This is a genomic window from Pseudoalteromonas sp. C12FD-1 (assembly GCF_037414265.1).
Taxonomy (GTDB): Bacteria; Pseudomonadota; Gammaproteobacteria; order Enterobacterales; family Alteromonadaceae; genus Pseudoalteromonas.
Window position 1 is genome coordinate 259,312 of the sequence record NZ_JBBEVD010000071.1, and the last position, 21,365, is coordinate 280,676.

The window sequence follows — 21,365 nt, forward strand, 5'->3', positions numbered from 1 at the left end:
GTTTACTCCTTACTATTTAACGCTCTGACTATACAAATTTTTGGTCGTACACTACGGCATTGTGCGCATGTAAGCTTTCTTGGTGCTCAACTTTAAAGTGGTAGTCGCAAATATCTGTATTTTGCTCAAGGGCGTGCTTTAACCTGCGGGCAGCGTCTTCACAAAACAGTAGGTTTTTGGCGTTTAATTTAGCAAAGGCTTGCTCGTCTTCTCGTTTTACTGCGGTTTGTACTGGTGTGCCTATGGCTTGTTCCATTTGCGGAATAAGAGTGGGTAAATCAGGAAGTTGCTCGCCTTGTAAGCTCATGTTTATATATGCATACGAGCGTTGGCTGTGCGGGGTAGCTACACTGCCTTGCTGCGATGTAAGCCACTCTAACAAGGCTTTTTTATCAAGCTGCTGCTCTGTAAACTGCTCTGCTACGGCGTCACTTAACGCTTGCCTAGAAAGCGCGGCAGAACAGGGGCACGTGCTAGAATAAGGAATTGTTAGGCTAAGCTCGGTATTAATAACGCCATTTTTAATGGTTTTGCTAATAGCCACCGGATACGCCTGAAATCCAGATTGATTAGATAAAAGCGCGGGCTTATTTATTACCAGCTCAAAAGCTAAATCTACTTTGGCACTTAAGCTTAAGCCTTGCTGAGAGCTCAGCATGTTTTCAACTAGCGTTGTTAAAACTTGGCCATTGAGTGGCTTATTAGCCAGTTGTTCATTAAGCAATAAATACAAGCGCGACATATGTATGCCTTTTGCATTTTCTTTATCAAGGCTAACAAATATGCCTGCTTTGGCGTGAGTATGTAGTTGCTCACCTTTGTTATTTAAAATATGTAACGGCAGCGAAACCTCTTCCATACCCACCCATTGTAATGGGCGTGCATTAAGAGAATTAGGCTGCGAAGTAATATCGGGCAAATGGCTTTTAGCATTCATAAATTTAACTATTCCGGTTAACGATTAAATACAAGAGGCATAGCAGGTTTACTAGGTTTACTAGGTTTAGTGACTGTTTTGCCATCGTAAAGGCGCTCGCCATTAACCCAAGTGCTCACTATTTTTGAAGAAAACTCAACCTCGTCAAAAGGTGTCCAGCCACATAGGTAGCGGCAAGCGTCGTGGCTCACCTTTGTGGTTTGCTGTGTACTTATCAGCACTAAATCGGCGTAGTAACCCTCTTTTATAAAGCCGCGTTTATCTACTTTAAAACGCAGCGCGGGGTTATGTGCGGTTTTTTCTACCACCTGCTCTATGCTTAAACGGTTGTGTTTTACATGTTCAAGTAAGCTTAAAAGTGCGTGCTCTACTAAGGGCAAACCTGCTGGTGCATTAACATAATCGGTTTGTTTTTCTTGCCAGGTATGCGGGGCGTGGTCGGTGGCAATAATATCTATTTGATTATTTTTAACCGCGTTTATAAGCGCATCGCGGTCGGTGTTAGCTTTTATGGCAGGGTTACATTTTATTAAGTTGCCCAACGCTTCGTAATCTTGCTCGCTAAAGTATAAATGGTGTATACAGGCTTCTGCGGTAATGCTTTTATTGGCTATATCGCCTTTAGTAAATAAACTCAGCTCTTTTTCGGTCGTTATGTGTAATACATGCAGTTGCGCATTGTATTTTTTAGCAAGCGACACCGCATACGACGATGAGGCATAACAAGCCTCTGCGTCGCGTATTTTAGGGTGGTCGGTAATGTTAGGTATAATGCCTTGTTGCTCATAGCGCTGATTGTTTTTGCTAATGGTTTTACCGTCTTCGCAGTGGGTAACTATAAGCACTGGGCATTCACGAAAAATTCCCTCAAGCGCTTGTGGGTTCTCTACTAATAAATTACCGGTAGATGCACCCATAAACACTTTTACGCCACAGACTTTTTTAGGGTCGAGCGCTTTAATATCATCTAAATTGTGCTCGGTTGCGCCAAGGTAAAAAGAGTAATTGGCATAAGAGTGCTGCTCGGCTATGGCGTATTTTTCTTCAAGCGCCGCTTTGTTTGTGGTTGAAGGGGTAACATTAGGCATTTCCATATAACTGGTTATTCCGCCGGCTACTGCAGCGCGTGATTCAGTTAATATAGAGCCTTTATGAGTAAGCCCGGGCTCTCTAAAATGCACTTGGTCGTCAATCATACCTGGGAGTAAGTACGCGCCTTTTGCGTCAATTACATCATCGTTTATGCTCGGGGTGATATTAGCAGCAATGCATTCAATAAATTGGTTAGTAATACGTACATCAGCAAGTTGCGTTTTACCTTCGTTAACCATTTGGGCATTTTTTATTAGTTGGCTTTTCATGCTTATAAGCTCTTTTAATTAGCAGGTTATATGGGAGTATTGGCGGCCAAATATTAGCTTTGCCAACTAATAACAGGGTTATTGCGCGTCACCTCTGCTGAGCCTTGCCCTGTTTTACTAATCCACTGCACGTTAAGCGCAGTAAGTGAAGGCATTAACTTAAACAACGTGACCGAAAAGCCTAAAACCGGCGTTTTGCAGTTAAAATTGTAAGTGGCTTCAACATTATGATGATCGTGGTCATCGTGGTCATCGTGGTCATCGTGGCTGTGAGCCAGTGAGTTTTCGGTGCTTTGTAAAATACACTGCCCTTTTATATCAATAGCATGGCTACTATTTTTTAACTGCTGGGCAAGTACATCAATAGCATTTTTATCTGCTGAGTTTGCAGCTTGGTGCTCAAAACCTAGCGCATCAGCAGCAGGAATAATAAACTGCATTTGCAGCACGCTACCCTCTTGAGCAATAAGTAACTCACCTTCTCCATGTACATGTTTTTGAGCATGAGCACTAAAGCCCATACTTAATAGCAGGGCAATACTCAGCCCTTTTGTAAACGTTTTCATAAGCTAACCCTTATTTTAAATAGAGCTAAAGATATTAATTGTTACAATATAACATATCGGTTATATCCTAAAAAGGTAATAATTAAGGCTCTTTCTAGGGCGTGTTGATCATTGCGGATTGAAATTTGTTCAATCTAGGGGCGATTAAATCGCGGCGCGAGGTTTGTAACCTAGTGGGCTAAGTAAAAACCGAGTAACAAAGAGTTTATCGCCCCTAGGCAGAACCCGAAGGGCAGCGCATGTTTGGCATTTATGCTGCGTTATCGCCTATTTATGGGGAGTAACCACACTTCATAGGCTCTGCCTTGCCTAAAAACCAAACATGCTGCTGCAAATTCAACCATCAAAAATCAACACGCCCTATTGGGCTGGTAAAGCCATTTATTGTTTATAGGTACAGATGCTGGTAAGTTTAGGTTAGTTACTTTTTAAGGAAAAACATGAAGCTCTCATTGGAAGACATCACCGCCGATAACTACGAAGCCGTATGCGATTTAGAGGTTGCTAAAACACAACAAGAATACGTAGCATGTAATATGTGGTCGTTGGTTGAGGCGCACTATAATAGTGGGTATACCTGTAAAGCGATTTACCTAAATGCTCTGCCAGTAGGCTTTTTTATGTGGGTACAAGAAACCCCTACAAAGGTTTCTATTTGGCGCTTTATGGTTGATCAAACTTATACCAACTCCAATAAATAGCTGCTCTATTTTACTTGCTAAAACAACCCATTTCTTTGTTTTAAATTTCGTAAAGGGAACAACCATTTACATCAATTTACGCCTAGAACTGAATTGTTTTTTCGGCGTAAAATTTAGAACACATACTTAATGGAGTTGGTATTATCAAAATAAAGGCATTGGACGCAAAGCACTATTCATGGCAATTGAAGAGATTAAAACGACTTCTAAGCTTGAACAAATCGAAATTTGTTACAACCCGCAAAACCCAATAGCTAAAAACATTTATACAAGCTTTGGGTTTGAGGAAGTTGGCCTCGATGAGGACGAAGACGACATGTTAGCCGTTATTAAAATTAGCCGTTAACTCATTTATTTTGCCGCTGCCGATTATATATTGCTCTCCTTCCCTACTCTTTTCTCAAAAACTACAAATTAATTATTTTAAATTTCACTTCCTGGCTGTGCTGTTTTTTTACTTTGTAACTAATTGCTTTAATTAACAAAAAGAAAAATAAAGCAGCCTTCTGTTAATTGCTTAGTGCGGCCTTTTGAGTGTTAATTTTACTTATTTATGGATTGAGTGTTCTATAAGTTGTTGACACTCACTATTCTTGCGTGTAAATTTCGGATCGATCGATCCATAAGTGTTCTGGGTTATGTGTTTAAAGTTGAGACTTTTAAGAGTTTGTTCCTCTTTTTTAATTAGTATCTCTTTAAAACATGTTTATAGCTCTGATATTTATTATGCGTAGTTTGTATATATAAATACCCTGTTAGGCGAAATATAGGTGTGTCACTGTGGGTCGATTTTTACTTTTAACTAGGAGCCAAAAATGACTAACCAAGTAATTAAATTAAATGATCAAAACTTTGAATCGCTAAACAAAAAAGACGCCAAATTAGTTGTAAGACTATGGGCTGAGTGGTGTGCTCCGTGCCAAATGATGTCACCTATTTACGAGCAAGTAGCCGATAACCTCGCTGATGAAAATATTATTATGGGTGAGCTTAATATTGATGATTTTCCATCAGTTGCGGCCAAATTAGCGGTAAGAAGTATTCCTACTGTTGTTGTATTTAAAAACGGTAAAGAAATAAATCGTTCTGTAGGTATGATGCCTGCGCCTGAGCTACAAGCGCTAATTTTAAAAGATTAGTACGCCAAAGAGGTGGTAAATGAGCACACATCGAAAGTTGATAATTTTGGGTTCAGGGCCTGCTGGTTATACCGCAGCTATTTATGCAGCTAGAGCAAACCTTGAACCATTACTAATTACTGGCCTTGAAGTGGGTGGGCAACTCACAACAACGACTGATGTTGAAAATTGGCCAGGATACCCAACGGGTATTCAGGGGCCACAACTGATGAGGCAGTTTAAAGAACATGCTGAAAATTTTGATACCGAAATAGTGCATGACTACATCACACATGTTGACCTGCAGCAAAGGCCATTTGTGCTTAAAGGGCAGCAAACTTACACCGCTGATGCGTTAATTATTTCTACGGGCGCATCGGCAAAGTACCTTGGCCTACAAAGCGAGACTGAGTTTAAAGGTAAGGGTGTATCGGCGTGTGCAACCTGCGATGGCTTTTTTTATAAAAACCAAAGCGTAGCTGTGGTTGGCGGTGGTAATACCGCAGTTGAAGAGGCTTTATATTTAGCTAATATTGCATCGCACGTCACGCTTATTCATCGTCGTGATTCGCTCAGTGCCGAAAAAGTTTTACAACAGCGCCTATTTGATAAAGTAGCGCAAGGTAAAGTAACTATTAAGTGGAATAACCAAGTAGATGAAATAGTGGGTGACGCTAATGGCGTTACGGGAATTACTATTAAATCAACGTTACCAGAGCAGGATAGAGAAACACTGAGCGTTAATGGGGTGTTTATTGCGATTGGGCATCAGCCTAATACGCACATTTTTAAAGACCAGCTTGATATGAGCGATGGCTACATTAATGTGTATTCTGGGTTTGAAAATGGTGAAACATTAACGAATATTCCCGGCGTATTTGCCGCTGGTGATGTAAGCGATAACCATTATAGGCAGGCAATTACATCTGCCGGTACTGGGTGTAAAGCTGCACTAGATGTAGAGCAGTACTTTGTTCGTCTAGGTGCTTAGCGCAGCAACAGTATTTAAAACTTATGATATGATCAACACAATGCCCGACAATACTTTGTATCTCGGGCTTGAGTGTTTTAACTAACAATACACTTATTTTTGATTTACTTACTTGAGGTAATTTATATGGCCCGAACCGGACGCCCACGCCAGTTTAACCGTGAAGATGCAATAAAAAGTGCAATGGATTTGTTTTGGCAAAAAGGCTACGAATCCACTTCTTTAGCTGAGCTACGCAAAGTGTTAGGCAATATTTCATCTGCGAGTTTTTACGCAGCATTTGGTTCAAAGCAAGCGCTATACAGTGAATGTTTAGCACTTTATACCAGTACCTGTGGAGAGACATTCTCGGAGCTAGAAAACGAATCTGTTCCTGCAAAAGCAGCGATTAAAAATATGGTGTTTAAAACCATTCATATGCAAACCTCAACTAAGCAACCTTCTGGCTGCATGATTGTTTTATCTGGCTTAAACTGCGGCGACGAAAATAAAGAAGTTGAGCAAATGGCGCTGTCGGTACGTAACGACATTCGTAAAGCGCTTGTAAAATGCATAGAGCGTGGGACTGCTCAGCAAGAGTGGCAACAAGAAATGCCCGTAGAGCAATTTATGCTAATTTTAGATACCTTTATTAATGGACTTTCTATTCAATCAAGAGACGGCATTGCACGCGAAAAACTATTAGAAGCCTGCGAGTTATTTTTAGATAGGTGGTAATAAGTAGATTGCTTTAAGCGCGTAGTAAAAACAGATTTAACGTAACTAAATTAAATTTATAAATTAAAAAACAAGGCGCACTTTTAATAAAAAGTGCGCCTTGTTGGTTTTAGCTACGGTATTTAATGTTAAACCGTTTTAGCAGGTGATTTTGCGGCTGTTACTGCTAAATAAGTGAGTCCAATAATACCTGTTAGTGCAAAGGCCGATAAAATAAATGGGTCAACTAACAGGTTATCTTTAAATTCGAAGGTGCCTGCTGATATTTTTTTCCAGCCCATAAAGTGCTGATTAGCGGCCACTGTCGCACCAAAAAAACCAATTACTAAAGCAAAATATTTGCCTATCCAGTGTGTAACCGCGGGCGTTATTAATAATAAACCTAAAAGGCCAATCACTGAGCGCTGTACTCTACAATAGGGGCACACATAAACGATGCCCGAAAGGTCTGTGCTCCACGCGGCTATTGAAATAACAATAGCTATTAAGCCCACTATTTTAATATGCGCAGAATAGGTGCTTAAATTTAAAATGTTCATGTACTGCTTTCCTACTTAAAATTATGCTAAAACCAGTGCGGTTAAAAACATGCCTAAGCCAAATATGGTGTGCCCTACAAAGCTTTTTATGCGCGTAACTGTGGGGTTAGGTGTTTTTGCACCGGCCATACCCGCCCCCATGCCTGGCATCATAATAAAAAAGGGGGCAACTATGCCAAACCACGAAACAAGTAATGTAGGTAGTATGGTTGGCAAATCAAGCCACTGCGTGTTTACACACACCATTAATATTAACCCGTACGCTATGCCAATTAGGTAATGTACAACCCAACCAATGGCAAGCTCACCCGGTATTTTTTCGGCCTTAGGTAGTGCAGGCTGATAAAATTGCCCCGACTTCATATGGCCTACCCAGCGCCCAACTAATCGCCAATTTGTGGCGGGTAAATCAAAAAACTTAGCGAGTAGCCCCGCGTAAATATCTAACACTAGTGTGCCCCCTATACCTATTAATATAAAAGTATAGATAGAGTCGTTGATCATGTGTTGTGTCTCCCGACGATACGTAAATTGGTAGGCGCTTTGCTGTTGAATATACCTAGCATAAATAGCGAAGCGCGTAGACTTGGCTATGTAATGTGATAATATTACCAAAACACCATTATGAACACTAATGGTAAAAACTGGTTTTGGAATGAATATAAATCATAATGCTTGAACGTAATCATCTACACATCATTAAAGAGGTTAATCGCCTTAAAAGCGTGACCGCCGCGGCCGAGAGTTTAAACTTAAGCCAGTCGGCTGTGAGCCATACTATTGCTAAATTAGAGCGTCGATTTGGCGTAAAACTGTGGCACCGTAAAGGCAATACATTGGTGTATTCTCAGGCGGGGCTTTATTTACTTTCGCTTGCAGACAAAATGGTCGCCGAGTTTGAATATGCCGAGCGCGTATTGCAAGAATTTGCCCAAGGCCGACGAGGAATAATGCGCATAGGAATGGAGTGCCACCCGTGTGAGCAATGGCTAATGGGTAAAATTCAGCAATTTTTAAAAGCATGGCCAGAGGTAGACGTAGAAATAAAAAGTGCCTTTAGATTTGATGGCATAGCAGCGCTAAAAGCCAACGAAATAGATGTGCTAATAACCCCCGACCCGGTAAATACAGAGGGCTTAAACTTTAGGTCGGTGTTTAACTACAATTTATGTATTGTAGTGAGCGAGCAAAACCCGCTATACAACAAAGCGTTTGTTACAGCGCAAGACCTCGAAGACCAAGTACTTTACACCGTACCCGTAGGCTACAACCGCTTAGATGTATATACCCGATTTTTAGACCCCGCTAACGTGCAACCCAAACGCAGAGTACCTATAGAAAGCACTGAGATGATGTTGCAATTAGTATCTGCCAATCGGGGTGTAGCAGCATTACCCGAGTGGCTAGTGTCGTCGCACGAAAGCCGTTTAGGTATAAAAGGTATCAGCATAGGTAATAAAGGGCTGCAAAAAAGCGTTAATGTAGGCGTGCGCGATAACGACTTACAGCTTGATTATGTAAAAGGATTTATAGAATCAACACGCTCAAATATGTAAATGACTTTGCCGTTAAATGTAGGGCGGTAAAGTGAATTAATAATTTTGGGGGGAGTATTAACTTGAGCTGTTAGGTATGTACCAGTGTAGGTCGGATAAGCGAAGCGCCATCCAACACAGTAAAATACCTTGCCAATTATTATCACCATTTTATGTTGTTGAGTGGCTAACAAGTGCTATATGCTGTCAAGATTTGATTCTTCAGATCTCTATGACTAACACCTTAGCATCTATTAAAAAGGATAATGCGTAAAATATCGTCTATCATGGCGCTAACCTTATTTTTGTTGTTATTGATTTTGGCAAAAGTACGCAAACCTGTAATTTGGATTTGTATATGGGTCGCGAGATCTTCAGCATTTTTATTCTTATTTACTTCACCTAATGACTGCGCTTCTTCAATTAACCTGACCAATGCTGAGGAAATATTAACTAGATGCGCTTTAGTTACATCAATTAAATCTTGATTCTCATCTGTTAATTCTGAAATAGTTTTTGACAACATACAAATGCCATTTGGAGCACTATTTTGTGACTCGACTATTATTAACTTCATAAAGGCTTTTAGTGCATCAAGTGGCGAATCATGTTCGTCTTTACATTGTTGTAATAGTGAGAGGCTCATATCAGCATAGTTAGCTAAGGCTTCTTTAAATAAACCATCTTTATTACCAAATGCTGAGTATATGCTACCAGGGCGAAGATCTACCGCGTCTTGCAGATTTCGCATTGAGGTTGCATGAAAGCCTTTCTTCCAATAAAGGTTGGTTGCCTTATCTATCACTTCTTGGCGGTTGAATGTCGAGCTCTTTGCCATAACTCCAACTAAAAACGTTAAATGAACAGTCGTTCAATTATAGTTATATTTTATCTTTAGGTAAAGTTAAACTCAGTAGAGGTGTCATGTAATAAAGCAAAATATTTCAAGTAAAATTTCTATGTAAATACAATAAATTACATTTACGTGCACAAATATTTGAACGATCGCTCAAGTTTTACTTGAGCGATCGTTCAAACTTGTATATAGTTCACTCCATCAACTAAAGGGCTTCAAGATTATTCCCTTTTTGTATAGGGAATTCCCTCTAAACAACTTATGTTATTGGAGATTAAAAATGAGCAAATTTACATTACACACAGTAGAAACAGCACCAGAAAAAAGCAAAGCAATTTTAGAGGGCGCTAAAAAGCAAATGGGTGTTGTTCCTAGCTTATATGCAGCAATGGCTGAATCACCAGAAACTCTAAAAGCTTATACACAGCTACATCAATTATTTACTGCAACATCATTCAATGCTGAAGAATTAACCGTAGTATGGCAAACAATTAATGTTGAGCATGAATGCCATTATTGTGTGCCAGCTCATACTGGTATTGCACACTCAATGAAGGTTGATGCCGCTTTAACTGAGGCGTTACGTAACCAAGAAGCGATGCCAACAGAAAAATTACAAGCACTTCAAGATTTCACGCTAGCTATTGTACGTCAACGCGGTAATGTAACACCTGAACAAGTTGATGCTTTCTTTGCCGCAGGTTACACGCAACAACAAGTATTAGAAATTATTCTTGGATTATCACAAAAAGTGATCAGCAACTATGTAAACCACATTGCTGAAACTCCAGTAGATACAATGTTTAAGAAATTTGAATGGACTAAAAAGTAACGGGTTAAACTGTGCAGTGGTAGTAAATACTTTATTACAGCCTAATAAATTTTCCGTTGCGATAAAAATCGAGCAATCGCAACGGGTGCTTAACCAGAGGAATATCAAATGAGTTTTATCATTAAAGACAAAGTAGCTTTTGTTACGGGTGCAAATCGCGGCATAGGTAAAGCCATCGTTGACTCACTTTTGCAACACGGTGCCAAAAAAGTATATCTTGGTGTTCGTAACCCTGAGTCAACTAAAGCATTAGAAGATCAATACGGCTATAAAGTAACAACTATCCAAACGGATATTTCAAGCACTGACTCAGTTAACAAAGCGGCAGCTGAAGCAACTGATGTTGACCTTGTAGTTAATAACGCAGGTATTATGTTGTCAACTACACCTTTAGCAGAGAATGTTTTTGAGTCTTTAGCTAGGGAAATAGACGTTAATGTTTATGGTTTAGTGCGTATTGCTAACGCCTTTGCTAAAGTGCTTGAGCGTAATAAAGGTGCGTTAGTCCAACTAAATTCTGTTGTATCGATGAAAAACTTCCTTCAGGAAACCACTTACTCGGCATCTAAAGCTGCATCCTACTCAATCACACAAGGTTTGAAAGACGCATTTGCCGAAAAAGGCGTTCAGGTACTTAGTGTTCACCCAGGCCCAATTGAAACAGATATGGGAAAAAGAGCAGGCTTTAATAACTTAGCAAGTGCTGAGTCTGTTTCTGAAGGCATTATAGATTCTCTTGAAAAAGGCAACTTTCTACTCTTCCCAGACGATATGGCTAAGATGATTGAAGATGCTTACCAAAGCTACGCAGACAATATTATCTTGAAAGATTTTTCATAGTAAATCTTGATCTAATAGCTAAGGGTTATACGGCTATCTACTCTCAAGCACTGTTATTTTCTTTTGTCGTTATAGCAGAGAAAGATAGAAGGAAATGGACCATGGCAAGCTTTGGTATTATTTCTGTATTAGGACTTAGCTATTTACTTTCTATTCAGTAAGCTGAATTTTAATGACACCTTGGAGCAAACATGAAAAAAATTCCGCGTAAGTATCAATATCCACTTACTGTTTCTATGGTGTCATCTTCAATGTTGCTAGGAACGTCTGGGGTGATGGCCTATAAAACCCTGCCTGATGAGGCTTCGTTTATCAGTGCATGGATTAACTCTATTGAGCAAATTATCCCTTTTGCAATAATGCTATTATTAGTTGTCGCACCAACGATTAAACTCCTTGTGACGAAAATATTGTTAGAGCCAGAAGCAAAATGAGAAGTTGTACTGACTTTAAGCGCTTATTTTTATCAACGTCATCAATACTATAATAGCCAATAGCGGTCTATTAGACTTATCTTTTTATTGTAGTTAGCACTTAATCTGTTCTAGCAAAAACTAACTCACCATGGATTTAAATAAGTCTGATGGTTTATCCATTTTTTGAATTATTTTTTCTCTAAATGCGACCACCCTACTAGCAATTAACTGACGATCACTCCATACAATATAAGCTTTGCCTTTCGGGCACTCTACATCGGGCAATACCCTCTGTAGCACTGCGTCTTTTTCAAATTCTAATAACACTTCTTTCGGTATCAAGCCTATCCCCATGCCCGCTTTAACTGCATTAATCATTAAACGGAGGCTATTTATTGAATACTTAGCCATTACAGGTAGCTTTGTAGTTACACCTTGGTACTTAAACTCCCAAAAAGGCATAGTATTTCCTGCAAGTAAATTATGTTCAAGTAATGACTCTATATTATTGGGAATACCTTGAGATTTAAGGTATTTGGGTGATGCAGCTAAGACTAGCTCAGTTTGAAATAAGGGTTTTTGAATTAATGTTGGTATATTGCTCGGTGTAGTAACAATCGCGAGATCAATACGTTCATCAATATAGTTTTCAGTGTCAGAAGAGAAACTAATGTGGATTTTAACATCGGGATGTTCTGTCATAAATTCGATTGCTAGATTCTGAAGAAAATAATCAGCGAAAGGCTCTGGACACGAAACATAAATATCACCCGTTAATGTTGCCTGTGTATTAGAAAGGTTGAGCCATTGTTCATCAACTTGTTTGAAAATGGGAGCAAAGCGTCGGTAATATTCTTCACCTGCATTAGTGAGTTGGAATTTTTTGGCATGGCGATGAATGAGTTTCTCACCTACTTTTTCTTCTAATTGACTCACAGCCCTAGAAAGCGTCGGGGCAGAGGCTGTAGCTAAAAGACTAGCCGGGGCGTAACCACCACACTCTACTGACAGGCAAAACCAATATAAATTGCCGAGCTCTTTTGCATCCATAATATCTAATCATTCAAGTATGAATTTATAAATTTCAATAATAGCTATTTTTGAAATAATGGCAAGGCTTTAAAATATGCCCTCTAAATTATTCAAGGTGTGACCAATATGAAAAAATTCCCTCAAAAATTTAAATATCCGCTAATAGCCTCAATGGTTTTACCTTCAATGCTTTTGGGCATGACGGCTATTATGGCCAGGAAAATGGTGTCTGGCGATGTCTCATTTATGAGTGCATGGTCATACTCTATAGGAGAAGTTATTCCTTCTGCACTATTGCTTTTAGCTGTAGTTGCACCAACAGTTCGACTTTTTGTTAGCAAAGTATTATTAGAATCTGAAGAGAAATAATTCACCATAAAATATAGGAAAAACGAAATGGGGAAACAATTATTACTAGAAGTATCACTAATATCGAGTGTATTCGTTATTGTCGGGTTAATGTGGCTGGCGTTACGCCATTCAGCGATGAACCCTTCGGCCATCATGCAAAAGCTATTAACCGGCTTGTTAGCTATTTTTTTAATTATGGCTGGCACAGTAAAGTTCTTTGAGCCGTTCAATACTATGTTTACTAAACAAATAGCTTTGAGTGGACTGCCATTACCCGAGATAGCTAGGTGGGCTGGTCAATTAGGTGAAATTTCAGCAGGTTTAGGATTTTTGATTGTGCTTACTCTATCCAAGGTTTTAACAAAAAATATAATAAGAAAAGTATTTTATTGCTCATCACTATTAGCGCTATCTATTATGTTTGTCGCAGTATATGTTCACTTGATTCCAGAAGTAACAGCTGAGTTTTTACCATTACAATCAAAGCCTCCAATTCTAACATTAATTGTTATGTTGCTGATTGGGTTGAATGTGTGGATATTTAGGAGCTTTAAAAACGAATAAGTTAATCTGTTTAAATTACTATAATGATGGCTGTTTCTTGAACGCTCATAACCGCCCATCAGCTGCCGTTATGAGCAATCCATTAAAACGCTAAGCTCAAGTCTCAGCCATTACACATCACGCGTTAACTTTTTTCAAATACTGCTCAACACCTATATTTGCTGCATCAACCGCACCAGCTACATAGCCTGGAAATTGCACCGACCATTCGCTGCCAATACCGACTAAATTTTGATACCACGGGCCATTTTGCGCGGTTATGTAAGGTGCTGGGGTATGTGTATTAGCTGTGTGAGTATCAAGCGACGTTGCTGTGAGTGGGTCTTGTGCCCAGTCTTTAATAATATCGGCTTTGGGTGTGGCGGCTTGTGCGCCAAAAAGCCTGACTAATTGCGCTTTGCAATGTGTGATTAAATCTTCATTACTAATGCGTTTTCTATCATCAGCGGGTATGCCAATAAAGCCAAATAATGCGGCTTGGCCTTGTGGATTTGATGCATCGTGTATTTCAGCCATTGGCCCAACACTGCTGCGGGCGCTGCCCGAGAGCGTTTGCTTACGCCAAAATGGCGTATCGTACACAGCAATATACTTAGCGTGGGGTGCCATCCAGGTTGCGGTATTTTGCCACTGCGATACTAAATCGCTTGGTAATGCGGGGGTGAATGTTATTTGGCTTGCGGCTAAGCGTGGTGGTAGCGCAAGCATTACGTGCTCAACGTTTACCTTATTATCGGCTGCGTTTGAGGTGCTAAAGTTAACTTCAATATGACCGTTTTGGTTGGTAATTTTTTTTACCAAAGCACCGGTAACTATTTGTTTGTTTTTGAGCTTTGTTTGTAAGGCATTAATGAGTGTGCCCATGCCACCTTTTAACCGCATAGACGTAGGAGCATGCGTATAACCGCGTATCGCTATTGGCGGCTGCGTATGTGAGCGCTCTACTAAGGTATTGCCTTGCTCGTACTGGGCAAATGTTTCTAGGTTTAGCGTTTTAATAATGGCATTTAATTGCGGCTGAAACTCTGGCCAAAACCACGTTGGGCCAAGGTCAAAGTTATTTGCTGTAGTTTGCGACAGGCTTGTAAAGTTCATAATACGGCCACCTAATTGGTCTCTGGCTTCAAGCAATATGTAATCGGTAATGCCGCGTTGCTCTAACTGGTAAGCAGCATACACGCCGCTTAGCCCACCGCCTATAATCGCAATTTTTGTACGCATTATTTAGCCTCCACATCCTATGTTTTTAAAATTCCCTACTTTTAGGTAAATTGTAGCGCTGTTATTTCCCGCTGATATTAACGCTTTACTCGTGCTTGGCAGCCTTAGCCAGCTTCCTTTTGAATATTCTACCTCGTTGTGTATTACGCTGCCGCCCAGTACAAATAGCTCTAAGGCATTATGTGCTTTTAGGTTATCAAATAGGGGCTGTTGCGGGGTTAACTTAACCAGTTTAGTTACTTCGTTATCATCTTGATAAAGCGGGCATATTGTGCGGTTATTTTGTGTTATCCACGTAGCCGGATCGTGTGTATTTATGCGCACAGAGGTGGTTTCTGTTACGCACATTTGCCACAGTTTTACAAAAATGGTTGCGCCACTTTTACTTTTAGGTGCATGTGAAGACCCTGGCGGATTTCGTAAATAAAAGCCTTGTGGGTAGTCGCCCGACTCATCTGAAAAAGTGCCCGAAAGTACCATTATTTCTTCTCCACCTGGGTGAGCATGGCTTGGAAAAGTAGACTCAGGCGCGTAGCGTACTACGCTTGTTGCTCTGGCTTTTTCAGCGCCTATTCTGTCGAGCATTACGCGCTCAACACCCGCCTGAGGCGATGTTTGCCAACTATATTGACTTGGCAGCATTAAAGCGTGTTGTGAAAAATCTGAATTGACTCGCATTTGTCCAACCTAAATAAAATAAGAGCAATAACATAAGTTATTGCTCTATAAATTTACGCTTATTAAGCGTTTTGTAATTGTGCGTGGGCGTCAAGTACTCGTGCACTGTAAGTTAGCGCTGCACCTGCATTTAAGGCTACAGCAACGCCTAACGCTTCAGATATTTCACCAATTGTTGCGCCGTGCTCAACCGCTTTTTTAGTGTGCATTGCAATACACCCATCACAACGTGTTGTTACGGCAACAGCGAGTGCTATTAGCTCATGTAATTTAGGCGTTAAATGGCCTGTTTTTGCGCCAGCGCCATCCATTGTCATTAATCCGCGTAGGGTATCTGGGCTTTGCTTAGCAAACGCACCTACAGTGTTCATTACTTCGGTGCGGTACGCGTTCCAATCTTGTGACATTTTTTACTTTCCTATCTTAAGTTTTTACTCAGCTACGCAGTAAATGCGTACTTCTGGGTCATTAGTAAGTAGTGGCGCGAGCGCGGTAACTACATCGGCATTAAATAAATCGCTTTCTAAATACTCATGAGCGTGCTCAATAGTTTCAAAGCCGTGAAGCACTTGTACATCTTCATCACGCGCTAATAGCTCTTTTGAAACTGCGCCTCTTACAGTGTCTAAAAATGGGGCTTTGTAGGTGTTAAAAACCTCTGTTGCTGCTTTTCTATTACCGTGGTCAACACTTAGTGTAATTTGTAAATAAACCATATTTGCTCTCCAGTGTTTAAATCTAGCTATGGGCTGCTTTAGCCCATTAGCGCTTACAATATTTATTAGTTACGACCTGCCATTACGCCGCCGTCAACATCCCATACGGCACCCGTTACCCAAGCGGCTTTGTCGCTTAGTAAAAACGCAATGGTATTGGCGACATCTTCGCTTGTACCTACACGGCCAATTGGATGAAAGCTGTTAAAGCCTTGTAGGGCATCGTTTACTTCTGCTTTAGGAATAAAACCTTCGTAAATTGGCGTTTGTACAACCGCTGGCGATACTGCATTAACGCGAATGTTATGCGCTGCTAATTCCATTGCTAGATGTTGCGTTAGCGCATGTAAACCTGCTTTAGCCATTGAATACGCCGACGAGGGTGTAGCGGCAATAGCTTGCTTACCCCACATAGAACCCACATTAACAATGGCGCCTGCGCGTTTTGCTGCCACTAAATTAGCGGCTACTTTTTGTGTAATAAAAAACAACGCGCGGTTAATTTGCATGTACTGATCGTAATCAGCCGCTTCGTGCTCTAAAAATGGTTTAGGGAAAAACACACCGGCAGCATTTACCAGTAAATCGACGTCTGTGTGGTCTTGTGAAAGTGTATTAATTAAGTTTTGCACGCCTTCATCGCTGGTTAAATCAGCAGTTAACACCTCAACAGTGCCTAAAGCAGATAACTGCTCTTTTGCTGCTTGGGCTTTTTCTTTACGGTGGCCAACAATGACAGCCTGGCCGCCTTGCTCTAAAATTAATCGAGCCGTGTCAAAACCCATTCCGCTAGTACCGCCAATAACGAGTAATTTTTTACTTGAAAATTGCTTAGTCATGTTTATTGCTCCAAGCGCTACTATGCGCTTTATTTGTTATATAAATAAAAAGTATTGAGTTGCCTAATAGCAAGTAACTTGCTGTTTGGCTTGGGAGGTATTTTTTACTTATTTACTTGCTTTAACAAACGAGATAATCTGAATCATCAATAAAGAAAAAGTTTATCGTATGAAATCACCTATACATCTCAATGCATTAAAAGCGTTTGAAGCAAGCGCAAGGCACCAAAGTTTTTCAGCGGCAGCTGATGAGCTAAACGTAACCCCAGCAGCCGTTGGGCAGTTGGTAAAAACATTAGAAGAGTGGCTCGACACGCCGCTGTTTCATAGAATGAGTTCAGGCAAAACACGGCTAATAACGACCGAAACCGCGCAAAGTGCCCTGCCATTAATACGCGAAGGGTTTGATAAACTTGCCCAAGGGCTAGACATTTTAAAAGACAACGCTATAAGCGGCGCATTAACAGTTGCAGTAAGCCCTGCATTTGCTGCTAAATGGTTATTACCTAGGCTGCATCGCTTTCAAGAAATATGTACGCAAACCAATGTAAATTTAAATACTAATTTAAAGCCGGTCGATTTTGCAGAACAGCGCATAGATGTAGGCATACGCTTTGGCGTAGGCAATTGGCAAGGATTAAGCGCAGAAAAACTAATGGATGAAGAGGTATACCCGGTATGCTCACCTAAATTTTTAGAAGACTCAAACCGCTTAAATACCATTGATAAACTATTGAACGAAACCCTAATACACGATCAGTCAATGGATGACCATACTGGTTTTCCGTCTTGGTCGGCGTGGTTAAAAAAAGCCGGAGTAACAGGCCCTTTAACCACTAAAAGCATTCAAATAAATAACTCAGCGGCTGTATTGCAATCAGCTATTGACGGCCACGGCGTAGCTTTAGCGCGCAGTGTTATGGCTAAAGATGACCTAGCCGCTGGGCGATTAGTCAGGTTATTCCCTAATATTTATTTTGAATCGCCTTTGGCGTATTACGTTGTTTACCGCCCCGAATGTGCTGAGCTGCCAAGAATACACGCATTTAAAGAGTGGCTGTTTAAAGAGGTAGAAAACTCGCTGGCTAAAAAAGATTAAAACTGAGCAGTATTTTTATAAAACACAGCAGTAAAGAAAATATTTACCATGGTAAAAGATAATCTCTGTGGTTAACCACGTTCATTCCCCGTAAGCTTTCGCTCCAAGTTAGCCACTTTAATGACTAAAGTGGCGTTTAATTAGGAGTAAAAATTATGTCACAAGTAAGAGTAACGCCATGGCAAGATGGCGAGCAAGCCCCAGCCGAACTACTAGCCGAAATGCAAGGTCGTCGTCCAAACGGTGAACTAATAGGCATAGATAGAGTACTACTAAAAAGCTTTCCTTTAGCTAAAGGCTGGAATGAGTTGCTAGGGCGCGTTAGAGCAAACTTTGGCTTATCGCTTGAGTACCGCGAACTTATTATGCTGCGTGTAGCGGTATTAAACAAAGCCGATTTTGAATGGAATGTGCACTACCCAGCATACATACAAGCTGGCGGTACCGATGAAAAAGCCACTGCACTTAAAAGCGTGGTAGTAAATACTGAGTTATTCTCTGAGCAGGAACTAGCTCTGCTTGAACTTACTGAGCAATCAACCACTAAAGTAAATGTTGATAGCGGTGTTATTGAGCGTTTAAAAGCACTACTTGGCGAAACGCAAACTGTAGAAGCGGTAGCAACTGTTGCTGCTTATAACATGGTATCGCGCTTTTTAGTGGCGTTAGACATTTAAATACATCAACCATAAAACTCTTTTAAGCTCCTTCAATATTTTTAGGAAAGTGAAATCATGGAAAAATTAAACGCTATAGGCTCAGATAGGCTTGAGCAAAGCGACCCTCAAGTTCAAACAGCTAACTTATGGCGTTTAATGTTAGCGCAGGCACTTTCTGGGGCTAACAGCGTTGTGCTGTATGCAACAGGTGCGGTAGTGGGCAGCTTGCTTGCTCCTACTGCACTTTTAGCCACTTTACCTGTTTCTATTTTTGTTTTGGGCATGGCTTTGTGTGTTTTACCCGCCGGTGAATTAGCACGAAAATATGGCCGACGTGCCGCCTTTATGGCAGGAACTGGCGCCGGTGTTTTAACCGGACTATTGGCGGCTATTGCGTTGTATATAGACAGCTTTTGGCTGTACTGTTTATCTGCGCTATTGGGCGGCGCTTATGCGGCAGTGGCCTTGTCATTTCGGTTTGCTGCAACCGATGGCGTGCCCGAAAATAAACGCCCGCAAGCGCTTTCTATGGTAATGGCCGGTGGCGTAGCTGCAGGTGTTATTGGCTCGCAGTTAGTTACGCATACCATGCACCTTTGGTCAGACAAAATGTTTGCTGCCACATTTATAGCGCAAGCCATTGTTGCGGCTCTCGCTGGTGTTATTTTGTTTGGCGTTAAATTGGCAAAGCCTTTAGCAAATCAAGCATATTCAGGAAGGCCATTGAGCACAATTGCCCTGCAACCACGTTTTATAAGCGCGGTTATTTGTGGAGCTGCGTCGTATATGGTGATGAACTTTTTGATGACATCGGCCCCTTTGGTAATGCATATGCATGGGCATAGCCAAGAGTCAGCAAACTTAGGAATGCAGTGGCATGTTATTGCTATGTATGCACCTAGCTTTTTTACCGGTAAGCTCATTGCACGTTTTGGCGCTGCTCGTATTTCTGTTTTTGGGATTATTTTAATCGCAATTTCAGCAGCTATAGGCTTTTTAGGTGAAGGTGTATATCACTTTTACGCGCTGCTAATTTTGTTAGGCATAGGTTGGAACTTTGGTTTTTTAGGGGCATCAGCCTTAGTGCTCGAAACGCACAAGCCAGAAGAAAAAAACCGCGCTCAATCGTTTAGTGACTTTATAGTGTTTGGCTTAATGGCGGTGGGCTCTTTTTCATCGGGTGGGTTATTAAGTGCCTACGGTTGGCACACCGTTTTATGGGCATCGTTTGTGCCTTTATTACTGGCCGTTATTGTTTTGATATTTACCAAAAAATACCAAGCCTAAACACACTAACCGCCCTACAAGCCGCTTATATAAGCAAGCTAAAGTTTATTAAGCTGCTGGCAAAGTAGCCTTACTTTTAATTTTTGTAGCGAGGCTGTTTTATATGAAATATAACGCGGCCTAAAATATTCCCTTGCTTGATTAAACCAAGCTCTTTTGTACTTGTGCTACTGGCATGGTCGCCGCTTAATAAGTAGGTATTATGCAGTCCTATATGGCAAATACGTTTGATGATGCGGCCATACTTTGGGTGCTCTACCAGTACTACATCACCTAGTTTGTAGTTTATATTTGGCCAGCACATACTCAGTACATAATCTAAATCAAAAAAAGTAGGAGACATACTCTGCCCCCTTACTTTGCTTATGTTGCACTTTAACACAACGTGAGAGCTAGGCGCTTTTTAGGTCTGGGTAGACCACGTGCTCGCTTGGCGGGTATGGGCTTTTTGCTTGATAGGTTGCAATGCCTTTGGTTTGCCAAAACGAGTCTGCAAATTGATTTACTAGCGCGAGTAATTGCTCAGCGTGTTCGCGATCTATATGTTGTTTACACTTTGATGCAGTGAGCATAATTGAATGCACTAATGCATGCGTATCAGGAAACTGATCAAACTGAGGCTGTTTAAAGTAGTCGCCCCAAATTACGCGTACTTCTTCTTTTACTTTAGAAGCATGAATTTCTTTTTCGCGCACTAACCGCGCAAGTTGTGCAGTATTTGCTACTGATAGCGGTTGTTCTAATTCGTTAATAATATCAATAAATCTAATTACGCTTAATGCTGCAATTTGTGCCGTGCTTGGGTCGTAAATTTTGCAAGGAATATCGCAATGTGCTGCTGCACTTTTAAATTTTAAAAGTTTATCTAGGCTGTTAATAAATGAGTAAAGCATACTGCATTTCCTTATGATTTATTGCGCTTGGCGCGTTTGTAAAACGAAAACGAAAAAGCGGCTACTACGGCTATAATGGCGCCATAAAATAGTAAGTGTAAGTACGCAGCAGACCAATGCGCGTGGTCATGACCTTCGTGGGCAAAAAGCGGTAAGCTCACCATGGCTATAAAAATAACGAGTAAATTTTTCAATTGTTTATCTCCTTTAATTAAGAGTCTGTGTTGCAAACGAGATGGGTGTAAATGAATGCGTTTTAACAAACACCATAAGCTCACTGCGGTTTTTACTTAGCCCCCACAATAAAGCCGATAAGTCGTTGTGCTTATTGCTGTTGCTAAGCTGTTTTTCTAGGCGCTGTTGGGCTTGTTTTAATAAACTGTAGGCTGAGCCGCATTGCATTTGCTGTGTGAGTAACGCTGCTAAATTATGATGGGCGACCAACATGGCACATACAGCGGCTTTATCGGTTGGGTGTGCACTTAACAAGTTATTAGATAACGACAAAGCAACATGGTAGTGGCTTTTAGCACTTTTAATATTGCCATTGTTAAAGCATTCGTTACCTGCTTTTGTATAGCTTTGCCACTGCTGGTACTCGCTTAAATTGTGCATAT

At 40.8% G+C, this 21,365-nt stretch carries 28 protein-coding genes and 2 pseudogenes; 14 read left to right on the forward strand and 16 right to left on the reverse strand.

Annotated elements, in window-relative coordinates:
- Positions 1-28: 28 nt before the first annotated feature.
- From folE2 to WDB87_RS13550, 3 genes are read right to left on the reverse strand one after another with little or no spacing between them, the layout of a single operon-like run.
- Positions 29-937 carry a GTP cyclohydrolase FolE2 gene (gene folE2 / locus WDB87_RS13540; RefSeq protein ID WP_337850134.1) on the reverse strand — a complete coding sequence of 303 codons (909 nt, stop codon included), beginning with the start codon at positions 935-937 and terminating at the stop codon, positions 29-31.
- 17 nt (positions 938-954) lie between these two features.
- Entirely contained in the window at positions 955-2,298 is a 1,344-nt protein-coding gene (locus WDB87_RS13545) for a dihydroorotase (RefSeq protein WP_337850135.1), read from the reverse strand.
- A 53-nt stretch (positions 2,299-2,351) separates the two neighbouring features.
- Positions 2,352-2,864: a ZrgA family zinc uptake protein gene (locus WDB87_RS13550; protein ID WP_337850136.1), complete on the reverse strand. Its 513-nt coding sequence runs from the start codon at positions 2,862-2,864 to the stop codon at positions 2,352-2,354.
- 440 nt (positions 2,865-3,304) lie between these two features.
- Between WDB87_RS13550 and WDB87_RS13555 the strand changes: the two are divergent.
- The 5 genes and pseudogenes from WDB87_RS13555 to WDB87_RS13575 form a co-directional block, all read left to right on the forward strand.
- A pseudogene (locus tag WDB87_RS13555) lies at positions 3,305-3,547 on the forward strand (GNAT family N-acetyltransferase); the annotation flags it as partial.
- A gap of 160 nt (positions 3,548-3,707) precedes the next feature.
- Positions 3,708-3,911: pseudogene (locus WDB87_RS13560) on the forward strand (GNAT family N-acetyltransferase); the annotation flags it as partial.
- A gap of 469 nt (positions 3,912-4,380) precedes the next feature.
- Positions 4,381-4,704: a thioredoxin family protein gene (locus WDB87_RS13565; RefSeq protein WP_055017037.1), complete on the forward strand. Its 324-nt coding sequence runs from the start codon at positions 4,381-4,383 to the stop codon at positions 4,702-4,704.
- Positions 4,705-4,723: 19 nt separating this feature from the next.
- Complete coding sequence (gene trxB, locus WDB87_RS13570; protein WP_337850137.1) at positions 4,724-5,674, forward strand: thioredoxin-disulfide reductase; 951 nt, start codon at positions 4,724-4,726, stop codon at positions 5,672-5,674.
- A gap of 126 nt (positions 5,675-5,800) precedes the next feature.
- Positions 5,801-6,391: a TetR/AcrR family transcriptional regulator gene (locus WDB87_RS13575; protein WP_054982011.1), complete on the forward strand. Its 591-nt coding sequence runs from the start codon at positions 5,801-5,803 to the stop codon at positions 6,389-6,391.
- A 128-nt stretch (positions 6,392-6,519) separates the two neighbouring features.
- Here the strand turns inward: WDB87_RS13575 and WDB87_RS13580 are convergent, their stop codons facing one another.
- Together WDB87_RS13580 and WDB87_RS13585 are read right to left on the reverse strand one after the other, a co-directional pair.
- On the reverse strand, positions 6,520-6,930 hold the full coding sequence (locus WDB87_RS13580; protein WP_337850138.1) for a hypothetical protein: 411 nt from the start codon (positions 6,928-6,930) through the stop codon (positions 6,520-6,522).
- Positions 6,931-6,951: 21 nt separating this feature from the next.
- Positions 6,952-7,434, reverse strand: a complete 483-nt coding sequence (locus WDB87_RS13585; RefSeq protein ID WP_337850139.1) for a DUF2938 domain-containing protein — start codon at positions 7,432-7,434, stop codon at positions 6,952-6,954.
- 167 nt (positions 7,435-7,601) lie between these two features.
- Between WDB87_RS13585 and WDB87_RS13590 the strand changes: the two genes are divergently transcribed.
- Complete coding sequence (locus WDB87_RS13590; RefSeq protein ID WP_337850140.1) at positions 7,602-8,486, forward strand: LysR family transcriptional regulator; 885 nt, start codon at positions 7,602-7,604, stop codon at positions 8,484-8,486.
- 223 nt (positions 8,487-8,709) lie between these two features.
- Here WDB87_RS13590 and WDB87_RS13595 read toward each other — a convergent pair whose 3' ends face one another.
- A complete protein-coding gene (locus tag WDB87_RS13595) occupies positions 8,710-9,303 on the reverse strand; it encodes a TetR/AcrR family transcriptional regulator (protein ID WP_337850141.1) in 594 nt (197 codons plus the stop codon).
- Positions 9,304-9,601: 298 nt separating this feature from the next.
- Here WDB87_RS13595 and WDB87_RS13600 point away from each other — a divergent pair, with 298 nt between their 5' ends.
- The 3 genes from WDB87_RS13600 to WDB87_RS13610 all read left to right on the forward strand — a co-directional run bounded on the left by WDB87_RS13600 (position 9,602) and on the right by WDB87_RS13610 (position 11,427).
- Positions 9,602-10,153, forward strand: coding sequence for a carboxymuconolactone decarboxylase family protein (locus tag WDB87_RS13600; RefSeq protein ID WP_337850142.1), 552 nt, complete (start codon positions 9,602-9,604; stop codon positions 10,151-10,153).
- A gap of 108 nt (positions 10,154-10,261) precedes the next feature.
- Positions 10,262-10,993 (forward strand): SDR family oxidoreductase, encoded by a 732-nt coding sequence (locus WDB87_RS13605; RefSeq protein ID WP_337850143.1) that lies wholly within the window; start codon positions 10,262-10,264, stop codon positions 10,991-10,993.
- 191 nt (positions 10,994-11,184) lie between these two features.
- Positions 11,185-11,427, forward strand: a complete 243-nt coding sequence (locus WDB87_RS13610) for a hypothetical protein (RefSeq protein WP_054982018.1) — start codon at positions 11,185-11,187, stop codon at positions 11,425-11,427.
- A gap of 120 nt (positions 11,428-11,547) precedes the next feature.
- Here the strand turns inward: WDB87_RS13610 and WDB87_RS13615 are convergent, their stop codons facing one another.
- On the reverse strand, positions 11,548-12,459 hold the full coding sequence (locus WDB87_RS13615; protein WP_337850144.1) for a LysR family transcriptional regulator: 912 nt from the start codon (positions 12,457-12,459) through the stop codon (positions 11,548-11,550).
- Between the two features lie 108 nt (positions 12,460-12,567).
- Here WDB87_RS13615 and WDB87_RS13620 point away from each other — a divergent pair, with 108 nt between their 5' ends.
- Both WDB87_RS13620 and WDB87_RS13625 read left to right on the forward strand, forming a co-directional pair.
- The gene (locus WDB87_RS13620; protein ID WP_337850145.1) at positions 12,568-12,810 is read left to right on the forward strand and encodes a DUF2798 domain-containing protein; all 243 of its coding nucleotides are present in this window, start codon (positions 12,568-12,570) and stop codon (positions 12,808-12,810) included.
- Between the two features lie 27 nt (positions 12,811-12,837).
- Complete coding sequence (locus WDB87_RS13625; protein ID WP_337850146.1) at positions 12,838-13,356, forward strand: hypothetical protein; 519 nt, start codon at positions 12,838-12,840, stop codon at positions 13,354-13,356.
- 117 nt (positions 13,357-13,473) lie between these two features.
- Here the strand turns inward: WDB87_RS13625 and WDB87_RS13630 are convergent, their stop codons facing one another.
- From WDB87_RS13630 to WDB87_RS13650, 5 genes are all read right to left on the reverse strand, one after another.
- A complete protein-coding gene (locus tag WDB87_RS13630; protein ID WP_337850147.1) occupies positions 13,474-14,577 on the reverse strand; it encodes a flavin monoamine oxidase family protein in 1,104 nt (367 codons plus the stop codon).
- A 3-nt stretch (positions 14,578-14,580) separates the two neighbouring features.
- The gene (locus WDB87_RS13635; RefSeq protein WP_055018975.1) at positions 14,581-15,255 is read right to left on the reverse strand and encodes a cupin domain-containing protein; all 675 of its coding nucleotides are present in this window, start codon (positions 15,253-15,255) and stop codon (positions 14,581-14,583) included.
- 62 nt (positions 15,256-15,317) lie between these two features.
- The gene (locus WDB87_RS13640) at positions 15,318-15,662 is read right to left on the reverse strand and encodes a carboxymuconolactone decarboxylase family protein (RefSeq protein ID WP_055013540.1); all 345 of its coding nucleotides are present in this window, start codon (positions 15,660-15,662) and stop codon (positions 15,318-15,320) included.
- A gap of 24 nt (positions 15,663-15,686) precedes the next feature.
- Positions 15,687-15,971, reverse strand: coding sequence for a hypothetical protein (locus WDB87_RS13645; protein WP_055017033.1), 285 nt, complete (start codon positions 15,969-15,971; stop codon positions 15,687-15,689).
- Between the two features lie 65 nt (positions 15,972-16,036).
- Entirely contained in the window at positions 16,037-16,810 is a 774-nt protein-coding gene (locus WDB87_RS13650; RefSeq protein ID WP_337850148.1) for an SDR family NAD(P)-dependent oxidoreductase, read from the reverse strand.
- Positions 16,811-16,979: 169 nt separating this feature from the next.
- Between WDB87_RS13650 and gcvA the strand changes: the two genes are divergently transcribed.
- The 3 genes from gcvA to WDB87_RS13665 all read left to right on the forward strand — a co-directional run bounded on the left by gcvA (position 16,980) and on the right by WDB87_RS13665 (position 19,855).
- The gene (gcvA, locus tag WDB87_RS13655) at positions 16,980-17,909 is read left to right on the forward strand and encodes a transcriptional regulator GcvA (RefSeq protein ID WP_337850149.1); all 930 of its coding nucleotides are present in this window, start codon (positions 16,980-16,982) and stop codon (positions 17,907-17,909) included.
- Between the two features lie 155 nt (positions 17,910-18,064).
- Positions 18,065-18,586, forward strand: coding sequence for a carboxymuconolactone decarboxylase family protein (locus WDB87_RS13660; protein WP_337850150.1), 522 nt, complete (start codon positions 18,065-18,067; stop codon positions 18,584-18,586).
- 57 nt (positions 18,587-18,643) lie between these two features.
- Positions 18,644-19,855 carry an MFS transporter gene (locus tag WDB87_RS13665; RefSeq protein WP_337850151.1) on the forward strand — a complete coding sequence of 404 codons (1,212 nt, stop codon included), beginning with the start codon at positions 18,644-18,646 and terminating at the stop codon, positions 19,853-19,855.
- A gap of 76 nt (positions 19,856-19,931) precedes the next feature.
- Here WDB87_RS13665 and WDB87_RS13670 read toward each other — a convergent pair whose 3' ends face one another.
- Genes WDB87_RS13670 through WDB87_RS13685 form a run of 4 tightly spaced genes read right to left on the reverse strand, consistent with a single transcriptional unit; the run spans position 19,932 to position 21,363 of the window.
- Positions 19,932-20,237 carry a S24 family peptidase gene (locus WDB87_RS13670; RefSeq protein ID WP_337850152.1) on the reverse strand — a complete coding sequence of 102 codons (306 nt, stop codon included), beginning with the start codon at positions 20,235-20,237 and terminating at the stop codon, positions 19,932-19,934.
- A gap of 10 nt (positions 20,238-20,247) precedes the next feature.
- On the reverse strand, positions 20,248-20,748 hold the full coding sequence (gene sodN, locus WDB87_RS13675; RefSeq protein WP_055013533.1) for a superoxide dismutase, Ni: 501 nt from the start codon (positions 20,746-20,748) through the stop codon (positions 20,248-20,250).
- A gap of 11 nt (positions 20,749-20,759) precedes the next feature.
- The gene (locus WDB87_RS13680; protein WP_055013532.1) at positions 20,760-20,942 is read right to left on the reverse strand and encodes a hypothetical protein; all 183 of its coding nucleotides are present in this window, start codon (positions 20,940-20,942) and stop codon (positions 20,760-20,762) included.
- A 13-nt stretch (positions 20,943-20,955) separates the two neighbouring features.
- Positions 20,956-21,363, reverse strand: coding sequence for a hypothetical protein (locus tag WDB87_RS13685; RefSeq protein ID WP_337850153.1), 408 nt, complete (start codon positions 21,361-21,363; stop codon positions 20,956-20,958).
- Positions 21,364-21,365 lie beyond the last annotated feature (2 nt).

What these genes read in the sequence shown, in the direction of transcription:
- WDB87_RS13625 (WP_337850146.1), top strand. Translation starts at nt 12,838, where the DNA reads ATGGGGAAACAATTATTACTAGAAGTATCACTAATATCGAGTGTATTC.
- WDB87_RS13605 (WP_337850143.1), top strand. Translation starts at nt 10,262, where the DNA reads ATGAGTTTTATCATTAAAGACAAAGTAGCTTTTGTTACGGGTGCAAAT.
- WDB87_RS13645 (WP_055017033.1), bottom strand. Translation starts at nt 15,971, where the DNA reads ATGGTTTATTTACAAATTACACTAAGTGTTGACCACGGTAATAGAAAA.
- WDB87_RS13545 (WP_337850135.1), bottom strand. Translation starts at nt 2,298, where the DNA reads ATGAAAAGCCAACTAATAAAAAATGCCCAAATGGTTAACGAAGGTAAA.
- WDB87_RS13590 (WP_337850140.1), top strand. Translation starts at nt 7,602, where the DNA reads ATGCTTGAACGTAATCATCTACACATCATTAAAGAGGTTAATCGCCTT.
- trxB (WP_337850137.1), top strand. Translation starts at nt 4,724, where the DNA reads ATGAGCACACATCGAAAGTTGATAATTTTGGGTTCAGGGCCTGCTGGT.
- WDB87_RS13600 (WP_337850142.1), top strand. Translation starts at nt 9,602, where the DNA reads ATGAGCAAATTTACATTACACACAGTAGAAACAGCACCAGAAAAAAGC.
- WDB87_RS13615 (WP_337850144.1), bottom strand. Translation starts at nt 12,459, where the DNA reads ATGGATGCAAAAGAGCTCGGCAATTTATATTGGTTTTGCCTGTCAGTA.
- WDB87_RS13585 (WP_337850139.1), bottom strand. Translation starts at nt 7,434, where the DNA reads ATGATCAACGACTCTATCTATACTTTTATATTAATAGGTATAGGGGGC.
- WDB87_RS13595 (WP_337850141.1), bottom strand. Translation starts at nt 9,303, where the DNA reads ATGGCAAAGAGCTCGACATTCAACCGCCAAGAAGTGATAGATAAGGCA.
- WDB87_RS13630 (WP_337850147.1), bottom strand. Translation starts at nt 14,577, where the DNA reads ATGCGTACAAAAATTGCGATTATAGGCGGTGGGCTAAGCGGCGTGTAT.
- WDB87_RS13580 (WP_337850138.1), bottom strand. Translation starts at nt 6,930, where the DNA reads ATGAACATTTTAAATTTAAGCACCTATTCTGCGCATATTAAAATAGTG.
- WDB87_RS13685 (WP_337850153.1), bottom strand. Translation starts at nt 21,363, where the DNA reads ATGCACAATTTAAGCGAGTACCAGCAGTGGCAAAGCTATACAAAAGCA.
- WDB87_RS13665 (WP_337850151.1), top strand. Translation starts at nt 18,644, where the DNA reads ATGGAAAAATTAAACGCTATAGGCTCAGATAGGCTTGAGCAAAGCGAC.
- WDB87_RS13620 (WP_337850145.1), top strand. Translation starts at nt 12,568, where the DNA reads ATGAAAAAATTCCCTCAAAAATTTAAATATCCGCTAATAGCCTCAATG.
- WDB87_RS13550 (WP_337850136.1), bottom strand. Translation starts at nt 2,864, where the DNA reads ATGAAAACGTTTACAAAAGGGCTGAGTATTGCCCTGCTATTAAGTATG.
- WDB87_RS13650 (WP_337850148.1), bottom strand. Translation starts at nt 16,810, where the DNA reads ATGACTAAGCAATTTTCAAGTAAAAAATTACTCGTTATTGGCGGTACT.
- WDB87_RS13660 (WP_337850150.1), top strand. Translation starts at nt 18,065, where the DNA reads ATGTCACAAGTAAGAGTAACGCCATGGCAAGATGGCGAGCAAGCCCCA.
- sodN (WP_055013533.1), bottom strand. Translation starts at nt 20,748, where the DNA reads ATGCTTTACTCATTTATTAACAGCCTAGATAAACTTTTAAAATTTAAA.
- WDB87_RS13565 (WP_055017037.1), top strand. Translation starts at nt 4,381, where the DNA reads ATGACTAACCAAGTAATTAAATTAAATGATCAAAACTTTGAATCGCTA.
- gcvA (WP_337850149.1), top strand. Translation starts at nt 16,980, where the DNA reads ATGAAATCACCTATACATCTCAATGCATTAAAAGCGTTTGAAGCAAGC.
- WDB87_RS13575 (WP_054982011.1), top strand. Translation starts at nt 5,801, where the DNA reads ATGGCCCGAACCGGACGCCCACGCCAGTTTAACCGTGAAGATGCAATA.
- WDB87_RS13635 (WP_055018975.1), bottom strand. Translation starts at nt 15,255, where the DNA reads ATGCGAGTCAATTCAGATTTTTCACAACACGCTTTAATGCTGCCAAGT.
- WDB87_RS13610 (WP_054982018.1), top strand. Translation starts at nt 11,185, where the DNA reads ATGAAAAAAATTCCGCGTAAGTATCAATATCCACTTACTGTTTCTATG.
- WDB87_RS13640 (WP_055013540.1), bottom strand. Translation starts at nt 15,662, where the DNA reads ATGTCACAAGATTGGAACGCGTACCGCACCGAAGTAATGAACACTGTA.
- folE2 (WP_337850134.1), bottom strand. Translation starts at nt 937, where the DNA reads ATGAATGCTAAAAGCCATTTGCCCGATATTACTTCGCAGCCTAATTCT.